This window comes from Anaerobacillus sp. MEB173, from assembly GCF_052119505.1.
In the GTDB taxonomy this organism is placed as follows: Bacteria; Bacillota; Bacilli; order Bacillales; family JBJMAU01; genus JBJMAU01.
Genome location: NZ_JBJMAU010000025.1, coordinates 33837 through 42625, shown reverse-complemented (window position 1 = coordinate 42625; position 8789 = coordinate 33837). Strand labels below are relative to the sequence as shown.

Sequence of the window (8789 nt, the reverse complement as noted above, 5' to 3'; positions counted from 1 at the left end):
GTTTATTTTGTTCAGTTTTCAAAGAACTAGGTTGTCGTTTCAGCGACAAGATTTATCTTATCACAGAACCAAACATTAGCGCAAGAGTTTTTTTAAAAAATCTCAAGCAATTAAATTAAATGTGTTATCGCTCATCAGCGACAATTAATAATATATCACAATTTATTATTCTGCGCAATAATTTATTTTGATTTATTTTGATTTATTTTGATGACAGAAGTTCTTTTCAGTTTTACAACTCTACCATAAAAAAAGAGGTAAAACAATTATTTTTCAACTTAAATCTTAATAGATGAAATAGAAAAGAGACCTATCATAAATTTGAACACTTATGAGAGATCTCTGATCTTAATAAGTTATTTTACATTAATACACTGATTTGAACTAGCTTCTTTAACATTGGTCCATTGTTTGTTCGGAAAAGGATTGACTGTTTTGCTGAATTGGCATATTCATTTAATGAAAAGGCACCCTCTGATGTCTCTACTTGTGCATCGATTCGAATCGGAAGCTTACTAAATTCACTTACTAGTTTTCGGGCTAGTTCTTGCGAAAACCGTTGACCCGGTCGAATGATGATATCAATATCACTTGTTGATGTGACTGTTTCTTTTTGGCTCGCTAGTTCAAAGCCACAACTTCCAGCAGGTCCCCACGAAAGAGCAAAGTGATTCATTAGTTGATCAACTCGATCTAGTTGATGAAAAATCTCCCTATTTATTTTTTGCCATCCTTTTTGTCGGGAAAGCATTTCTGGAGTAATACAATTCACGATACGATCCACCGTTAAAAAAGCAGCAAAACGTTCATTTCTCATCGAACCTCGTACACCAACAGCAACATACCCTTTAGGAGCATCCGCTCTCCTTACGACGACAAAAGGAGCTTCAGTTAACGACTTATCTACCCAATGTGGTATAGCGGTATAACTGAACAAAGCAGCCGGGTCATTAATTTCCAATAAATCATGTGGATTTAATTCCATTGTTCATTCAACTTCTCTCTTACTATAACTGATGCTGTGCGCCCACCACTTTTTGCATTGGGAGACGATAATCGTACACTTAAATCTTTGGCATCACTCATACTCACATCGTAAATCGCTCTTTCAATTTCTTCATATATAATAGAACGGTCATTATCTTTTGGGACGTCTGCATTCACATTAGGTACTAATGAATACAACGCACCCAACTTATTAAATGACTCGATATCATAAGCCATTGCTGGTACTTTTTTCGTTGCTGCTTCTAGCTCTTCTAAGCTTCTTTGAGTAATTCGAGCTGCCGATTGTTTTGACATCACATGTACGTTCACTCCTGAATCATGGAGAGCAATCAAGCGGTTGGCCTGCATGCCATGTGATAAAAACGCACCTGAAATTGCATTTCCCGGAATAAATGAAATGACTGGGTGTCCTGCTAACCTTGCTGAAGCATAAGCATCCACAGCTGCGGCACAAGCCTGATGGATTCCCAGCAGTTCTTCGTGATAACCATACGCTTGACTAGGAACATCTACAATCGCAACAATCGCCCGCTTTTCTCCACCTTTGTCCTCTTCAATTGCCTGACGGATATGCTTAGCTATTGACCATCCTTCTTGTAAGCCAAATTCCCCCTTACGCGCCCGTGGGAAACGGTTGTTAGGATCGGGAACAACAGCGATATAACGCACTCGCGTTTCTCCAATGATACTATCAGCGACTCGGACTGAAGGAATATCTCCTATTTCAACCGCGTCATTTCGTAATACGTCAAACCACGTTTGCCCCCTGCCAGTCAATTTATCAGCTGGTATACTTTGATCTTCCTGTTTATCATCAGGCAATTCGTTTTCAGATTGTTTCCACAGCACTCTAACCGCTTCTGGAGATAAGCGCTTCGTTGTATCAACTGGCTGTAAGAACCTCTCATACCTACTAATCTGTTCTGCTCTAGCCGAGGTTACCCCACCATCGATAACCGAGGAAATTGCTATTTTTACAGCTTCAACATCATCCTCAATCAATTGATCTGCAAAGCCAGCTGCAGTACGCTGTTCACCGCCTATTGTACCCCAGATAAGCTGACGATTTTTCGAATCAAACTCACGAATACCCGCTTCTTGTTCAATGACTTCCGGTCCGTTTAACCCGAGTCTTCCTTCACGAGTCATAATCACAGAACTGCAAAGTCCAGCTGTAATCGACATTCCACCAAAAGCACCAACCTTTCCTGGAACAACCGCAATGACGGGTACATACCGGCGAAGGGCAACAAGCGCCGCACTTATTTCTGCGATCGAAAGTAAGCCATAATTCGCTTCTTGTAATCTTACTCCACCTGTATCGTATAATAAAATCGGAGTCGCTTTGATCCCTGCTTCACAATCCTTTAATGTTAATTCCAAGGCTCCGGCAATTTTTGCACCTGATACCTCGCCAATTCCACCACCTTGGAAGTTCCCTTCAATTGAGATCACCACTACTGGTTTTTGATTGATTGTCCCCTTTGCCACAATAACGCCGTCATCACTTTGCGGGACAATTCCCTGCGGCTCTATATGCGGTGATTCCATCCCATCAAATGGTCCAAGTAATTCTCTGTATGTCCCATAATCAAGTAAATTTTGTGCACGTTCACGACCATTGCATTCTACTAAACTATTTTTTAATGCTTTCATCATGACTGCTCACCTCCAATGCTTGTTCAAGGCGGATTGTTACAACGCCTGGTGTCGCTCCAAAGTCATTAATCTTTACATGTGCTGCAATTCCATGCTTTGTAAAAAATCGATGTAAAACAGCTTCCCATGTTTCTTTAAAGCCATTAATTCCTGTGCGAACAATTACTTCCGACTCTAAACAATTACTAGGCTCCATAATGATTTCTAAATCCCCTGATCCAACAACTCCTACATGTACTCTTTTATTAATCGCTTTTCTTGCTGGAAACGTATATGTCAGATTTTCCAACCGAAACACCTCCGCTTATTGGATATATTCAACTTCTTTTTGGAAATCGTTGAGCGTTTTTAACGTTTGTGTTTTATCTAGAAAGATTGTTGCTGCAAGGAGGTCAGCACTGCCTCCAGGTGATATATTTCTTTTCGTGAATTCTTCATCAAGGGTAGTGAGCCAGCCAAGATGACCCTCAGTTAGCATCATTTTTGCCTGGTCTTTAGCAAACATCAATGCTTGTGGTCCACCCCGATGTAAAATGCATGTATCATCTAGATTCAAAATCAATGAAAGCAGGGCATAGAGTTGTGCTTCCGAATCACTTGCTCCATTCATTCTCATTTGATTCAAGGTTGGCAGCGAATACTTCATAATGTGCGGGAAGCCTTGTTGTGCCTCTCCTCTTGCTCCAGGTACACCATATTTTGCGACGACACGTCCGCCATTTGTGACGGTGCTCTCAAAGAATCGGTCTGGAAAACGGGCAATCTCACCAGCTTTCGATACAATTTCTTCTATTAAATATGTTCCCTTTCCCATTGAATATGCTGAGACGAGTAGACCGATTGCCCAAATCGCACCTTTATGGGTATTTACACCACCAGTTGCCTTAAACATCTTTGCCTCTCCACGTCGGCCAATTTCAGCAATTGCTTCTCTAATCGATTGTGAAGGCTTCCGACCATAACTAATAAAAGCAATTTCTGCAAATGTCTCTTTAAGAGATTCTGCTGATTTTTTCATTAATTCAATTGTTAAATCATCATGGGCCCCAGTATTTTCCATATCTACAAGGCCTGGCTTTGGTGTTAACTCCACTTCTTCGATTAACGATGTCACAGCTGTTATTGCTGCAACGCAGCTAAAGGTGTACTTTTCATAAGCCATCTAATCCCTCCACTCTCGATTACCAACTTCTGAATTTTGCAGGTGGCTCATATAGCCCATCTGACCACTCAACAAGCTCCTCAACACTTTTTGCCGCAAGTAACGATCGTTTGGCATCTGTCCTACGAATCTTTAAATCTTCCGGCAGGGCAATTAAGCCTTCACGGCGCAGCTCGTCTGTTTTCTTTGAATCGTGTGTTAAACCTACTGGTGTTACTCCAGCAATTGCCGAGATCGCCTCTCTTCTTTTTTCCATACTGTCTGCTTTATACAAATAAGCAATCCCTTCTTCAGTAACAACATGTGTAACATCATCGCCGTAAATCATCACCGGGGCTGTGGCAAGGCCGGTATCTTTTTTGACATCAATCGCATCAAGTGACTCGACAAATACTGGCTTATTTCCTGCTTGAAACGTTTCCACAACTTGTACCACAAGCTTTTTCCCACGAGCTAACGGATCATCGGAAGTCATCATATTTAACCATGCTGGAGTTGAATGTCGTCTTCCGCCTGGATCATGGCCCATATTCGGTGCACCGCCATAGCCAGCCAGTCTTCCACGTGTAACTGTAGAAGAATTACCATTTTGGTCCATTTGCAGTGTTGACCCGATAAACAAATCAACTGCATATTGTCCAGCCATTTGCGAGAGTGTGCGGTTCGAGCGTAAACTTCCATCGCGACCCGTAAAAAAAACATCACGACGGGCAGCGACGTACTTCTCCATCCCTACTTCGCCTCCAAAACAATGGACACTATCAATCCAACCACTTTCAATTGCTGGTATGAGTGTTGGGTGTGGATTTAAGGCCCAGTGGTTACAAATTTTCCCCCTCAATCCGAGTGATTCCCCGTAAGTCGGGAGTAACAGTTCAATCGCAGCCGTATTATAGCCGATTCCGTGATTTAATGATTTTACTTCATGCTTCTCGTATATACCGCGGATAACCATCATCGCTTGCAAAATTTGAATATCAGTAATATGACGCGGGTCCCTTGTGAAAAGCGGTTCAAGCTCATATGGTTCATCAGCGACAACGACAAAGTCAATCCATGATCCAGGTATATCAACACGCGGCAATTCATCCGTCATTTCATTTACCTGCACAATGACTATCCCATCTCGAAACGCCGCCGCCTCAACTAACGTCGGAGTTTCCTCAGTGTTTGCCCCTGTATATAAATTTCCATATCGGTCAGCTTTATCAGCGGCGACTAAGGCTACAGAAGGAATCAAATCGATAAAGAGTCGCCCATATAACTCAATGTAAGTATGAATTTCACCCATCGTTAATTTTCCGTCTTCAAGCATTTGCGCCATTCTTAAACTTTGTGGCCCTGCATAGGCAAAGTCTACTTTCTTTGCAATCCCACGCTCAAACAAATCAAGATGCTCCGGTCTGGAAATACTAGACATGATCATATGTAAATCATGTAAATTGCTAGGATTCGTTTTTGATAGTGCGTCTGAGAGAAAAGATGCTTGCTTTTGGTTATTCCCTTCTAATACAACTCGATCCCCTGGTCGAATCAGCTTTTCTAAAGCTTCGACAATACGATTCGTCGGTATTATCATTCCATCCGTAATACCTTTGACACTCTCCAATCGCTCCTTCTTTGCGTCAAGACGTGTCGTCCAAGACATTTTTCTATTTTTGACTCCTTGTTTTGTTGCCTCCATATTAAAAACTCCTCTCATTCTTTTATTTGTATGAATTTGCTATGAAATGACAATCATCAAAACCATGGTCTGCAACAGAGTACACTCTAGCATCCGGGAATGCATTGGCAGCTAAACGAGAAAGTACATTTCCTGGCGGCATTTCAATAAAAAGTCTTACCCCTTTCTCATATAAAACAGTTGAGGCATCATGCCATTGAACAGCAGCAGACACACTTTCAGCTAAATCCAGTCGAATGTCGACCGGATCATATAAAAGACGAGCCCGCCGATTCCCTGCATAAGGAATAGAAGGACGATAGATTGGAATATCATGAAGTGCTTCAGCAAGTGCTTCTGACACTGGTGCTAGAAGAGGACAATGTGATGGTGTACTGACGTTTAACAAGGAGGCACAACGGGCACCATTCTGACTGGCATCGTCCAATATCTTTTGTATCCCGGGCAAGGACCCAGAAATTGTAATTTGATCAGGTGCATTTTGGTTTGACATAAAAACAGGGTATGTTTCATCATAGTGGTGGTTGATTAGTGCTTGTAATTTTCTTGGTTCCATACCAAGTACAACACCCATACCATAACCATTTGGATACGCTTGTTCCATTAATTCACCGCGTAAATTAACGACTTTGATTGCATCTTTGAAATCTATCACACCAGCAGCCACCGCTGCGCCAAAGGCACCAATCGAGTGCCCCGCTACAAAGTCAGGAGTGATTCCACTTTCTTCAAATGCTTTATATGTAGCGACTCCGGCTGTCAACAATGATAGTTGTACTGCCCTCGTCGAGGTAAGTGCTTCTTCTGAGTGAAAGGTATAGATGCTCTCATTAAGTGTCTTATTAACTTCAGTTACTACATTTTCTACGACGGTACTTGTCTGTAAGTCATGTAGAAACCCAGGTTTTTGCGAACCTTGGCCTGGAAACAAAAAAGCAAGTTTCACATTAGTCCACCTCCCTTTACTACTGCTCACTTAGATTTAAGCCTTTTTTGAATACTCGCAATTACATCTTCATTATGTTTTAACAATAGGGCTGATAATTCTGTCATGTTTTGTTCTGACAGAAGTTTGATCATCATCGCATGCTCAGCTATTGACTTTTCAATATTTCCTTCACTTTCAAATGAAAGAGTTTGAATTCTGAGTAATGGCCAACCTAGACGTAAATACATATCTTTAATCGTATTGCTTTTACTCATCTCGATGAAGCACATATGGAAAGAATGATTCAACTGTGTATATAAATGGACATTCTCTTCATTCTTCATTTCCTTTAGTAACTTTTTCATTCTTTCTAACAAAGTTAGATCTATCCCATACTTTTTAATACGTTCTAACGCCATTTTTTCTAGCATGTTGCGAATTTCTAGTAAGTCATAGATCTCATTTTCTGTATATTCTTTTACTACAGCCCCTTTCCGTGGAATCCTTTCTACAAGTCCTTCAATCGTTAACAAATAAATCGCCTCACGAACCGGAGCCCTGCTTGTTCCATATTCTTCAGCATATATATGTTCGACTAATTTTTGACCTGGCTCTAATTCTCCAGTAATAATTTGTTCTGTAATATGTTCAGCAATAGAATTTGATAAAGCATTATTTGAAAGTTTCATTGCAGACACGCCTAACCCCCCCTTTAAAAATTACCTATTTGGTCGACTGTCGATATCAGTATACAACTATTTTATCCAATTTTCAATATTTTTAGAAAATTTTAAAAAGTGTTTGCTTTTTTTGTTTTATGCTTGTATGATAATCCATAGAATACAGTCGACTGTATATTCAGAATATTCAGTTGACTAGAACAGGACAACTTAGTGCTTCCTACATAGTAAAAAAAAACAATAAATTGGAGAGGTGAATTGATGGTAATTTTTGGTGTAGCATTACTAGCGATTTGTTTGTTAATTGGTGTAGTTTTAGGAGAGCTCTTAGGCGTTTCCCTTGGAGTAAATGCAAATGTTGGTGGAGTTGGTTTGGCTATGATTATGCTCGTTCTCATTGTCGACTACTTAAAAAAGCGCAACAAACTTAGTAAACCGGCACAAGATGGACTTAGTTTCTGGAGTGCCATGTACATCCCTATTGTTATTGCGATGTCAGCTAATCAAAATGTGGCCGGTGCATTAGATGGCGGCCCGCTTGCGATCGCAGCTGGTGTTGCCGCAGTAATCATCAGTTGGTTGCTTGTACCCGTTTTAAGTAGAGGCGGCGGAAAACAAAATGAAGAGGATGAAGAAGAAAATACAGTTTTAGTAGGAGGCGAGTCAAATGTTAGAAACGTTAACTAGTACCTTTACAAGTAATGGATTGATCGTTTCCTTTGCGGTTGTTGGTATTACAATGTATTTTGCTTACTTTTTATCCGATAAGTTAACACGAGGACGAATTCACGGTTCAGCCATCGCAATTATTCTCGGCCTACTCCTCGCCTATATCGGCGGGGTTGTAACAGGTGGTACAAAAGGATTATCAGACATTAGCCTTTTTGCCGGAATCGGCTTAATGGGAGGCGGAATGCTCCGTGATTTTGCAATTGTTGCAACCGCTTTCGGTGCAAGCTTCTCTGAGATAAAAAAAGCTGGTATTACCGGTATCATTTCTCTCTTTCTCGGTGTTATTGTTTCGTTTATTGTCGGAGTCATGATTGCCCTGGCATTTGGCTACACTGACGCTGTTAGTCTTACTACAATTGGAGCTGGAACGGCTACTTATATTGTAGGTCCAGTAACAGGGGCTGCACTCGGCGCCAGCTCTGAAGTTATTACAATTAGTATCGCCGCTGGTCTTGTTAAATCAATCTTGACGATGATCGGTACCCCATTCATTGCTAAGTACATAGGCCTAAATAACCCTCGCTCAGCAATGGTATATGGTGGTCTAATTGGTTCAACAAGTGGGGTTGCTGGAGGCCTTGCTGCAACAGATCCGAAATTAGTACCATATGGCGCGGTCACAGCTACATTTTATACAGGACTTGGTTGTTTACTAGCACCATCGATCTTATTTTTAATTACAAATGCGATATTTGGATAGATAGCAAATTATATCACTTAAGTAGAAGGCTGACTCATAAGGTAGCATTAAGCTCCCGGTTGAGTCAGTCTTTTTTGTTTAATAGAAAAAACATCTCTCCTTTTATTGAAATGAATTATTATTATAATCTCTTAGTCTACTAGCCAAATTTTCTTTGGATTAGACAAGAGTGGTGTCTGCTTTTATTTCTTTACATAACTTAAAAATAAACGAGTCTTTTATACCAATAAGGAGAT

At 40.7% G+C, this 8789-nt stretch carries 9 protein-coding genes; 2 read left to right on the top strand and 7 right to left on the bottom strand.

The window, feature by feature from the left end; translation table 11 throughout:
* Positions 1–361: 361 nt before the first annotated feature.
* The 7 genes from ACJ2A9_RS22175 to ACJ2A9_RS22145 are packed head-to-tail and all read right to left on the bottom strand — an operon-like array spanning position 362 to position 7130.
* On the bottom strand, positions 362–985 hold the full coding sequence (locus ACJ2A9_RS22175; RefSeq protein WP_441423884.1) for a malonate decarboxylase holo-ACP synthase: 624 nt from the start codon (positions 983–985) through the stop codon (positions 362–364).
* Positions 976–2667, bottom strand: coding sequence for a biotin-independent malonate decarboxylase subunit beta (locus tag ACJ2A9_RS22170; protein ID WP_441423883.1), 1692 nt, complete (start codon positions 2665–2667; stop codon positions 976–978). Before ACJ2A9_RS22170 ends, ACJ2A9_RS22175 begins: the two co-directional genes overlap by 10 nt.
* Positions 2645–2956 (bottom strand): malonate decarboxylase subunit delta, encoded by a 312-nt coding sequence (locus tag ACJ2A9_RS22165; protein ID WP_441423882.1) that lies wholly within the window; start codon positions 2954–2956, stop codon positions 2645–2647. The genes ACJ2A9_RS22170 and ACJ2A9_RS22165 overlap by 23 nt, the downstream gene beginning before the upstream one ends.
* Before the next feature lie 15 nt (positions 2957–2971).
* Positions 2972–3829, bottom strand: coding sequence for a triphosphoribosyl-dephospho-CoA synthase (locus ACJ2A9_RS22160; protein WP_441423881.1), 858 nt, complete (start codon positions 3827–3829; stop codon positions 2972–2974).
* A gap of 19 nt (positions 3830–3848) precedes the next feature.
* The gene (gene mdcA / locus ACJ2A9_RS22155; protein ID WP_441423880.1) at positions 3849–5513 is read right to left on the bottom strand and encodes a malonate decarboxylase subunit alpha; all 1665 of its coding nucleotides are present in this window, start codon (positions 5511–5513) and stop codon (positions 3849–3851) included.
* A 22-nt stretch (positions 5514–5535) separates the two neighbouring features.
* Positions 5536–6459 carry a malonate decarboxylase subunit epsilon gene (locus ACJ2A9_RS22150; RefSeq protein ID WP_441423879.1) on the bottom strand — a complete coding sequence of 308 codons (924 nt, stop codon included), beginning with the start codon at positions 6457–6459 and terminating at the stop codon, positions 5536–5538.
* Positions 6460–6485: 26 nt separating this feature from the next.
* The gene (locus tag ACJ2A9_RS22145) at positions 6486–7130 is read right to left on the bottom strand and encodes a GntR family transcriptional regulator (protein ID WP_441423887.1); all 645 of its coding nucleotides are present in this window, start codon (positions 7128–7130) and stop codon (positions 6486–6488) included.
* Positions 7131–7382: 252 nt separating this feature from the next.
* On the opposite strand from ACJ2A9_RS22145, the gene madL reads away from it, so the two are divergent.
* Together madL and madM are read left to right on the top strand one after the other, a co-directional pair.
* Positions 7383–7808: a malonate transporter subunit MadL gene (madL, locus tag ACJ2A9_RS22140; protein ID WP_441423878.1), complete on the top strand. Its 426-nt coding sequence runs from the start codon at positions 7383–7385 to the stop codon at positions 7806–7808.
* The gene (gene madM / locus ACJ2A9_RS22135; protein WP_441423877.1) at positions 7789–8553 is read left to right on the top strand and encodes a malonate transporter subunit MadM; all 765 of its coding nucleotides are present in this window, start codon (positions 7789–7791) and stop codon (positions 8551–8553) included. Before madL ends, madM begins: the two co-directional genes overlap by 20 nt.
* Positions 8554–8789: the final 236 nt, after the last annotated feature.

Excerpts from the sequence above, each read along its gene's own strand:
- ACJ2A9_RS22175 (WP_441423884.1), bottom strand. The coding sequence starts at position 985 with ATGGAATTAAATCCACATGATTTATTGGAAATTAATGACCCGGCTGCT.
- mdcA (WP_441423880.1), bottom strand. The coding sequence starts at position 5,513 with ATGGAGGCAACAAAACAAGGAGTCAAAAATAGAAAAATGTCTTGGACG.
- madL (WP_441423878.1), top strand. The coding sequence starts at position 7,383 with ATGGTAATTTTTGGTGTAGCATTACTAGCGATTTGTTTGTTAATTGGT.
- ACJ2A9_RS22145 (WP_441423887.1), bottom strand. The coding sequence starts at position 7,130 with ATGAAACTTTCAAATAATGCTTTATCAAATTCTATTGCTGAACATATT.
- madM (WP_441423877.1), top strand. The coding sequence starts at position 7,789 with ATGTTAGAAACGTTAACTAGTACCTTTACAAGTAATGGATTGATCGTT.
- ACJ2A9_RS22160 (WP_441423881.1), bottom strand. The coding sequence starts at position 3,829 with ATGGCTTATGAAAAGTACACCTTTAGCTGCGTTGCAGCAATAACAGCT.
- ACJ2A9_RS22170 (WP_441423883.1), bottom strand. The coding sequence starts at position 2,667 with ATGATGAAAGCATTAAAAAATAGTTTAGTAGAATGCAATGGTCGTGAA.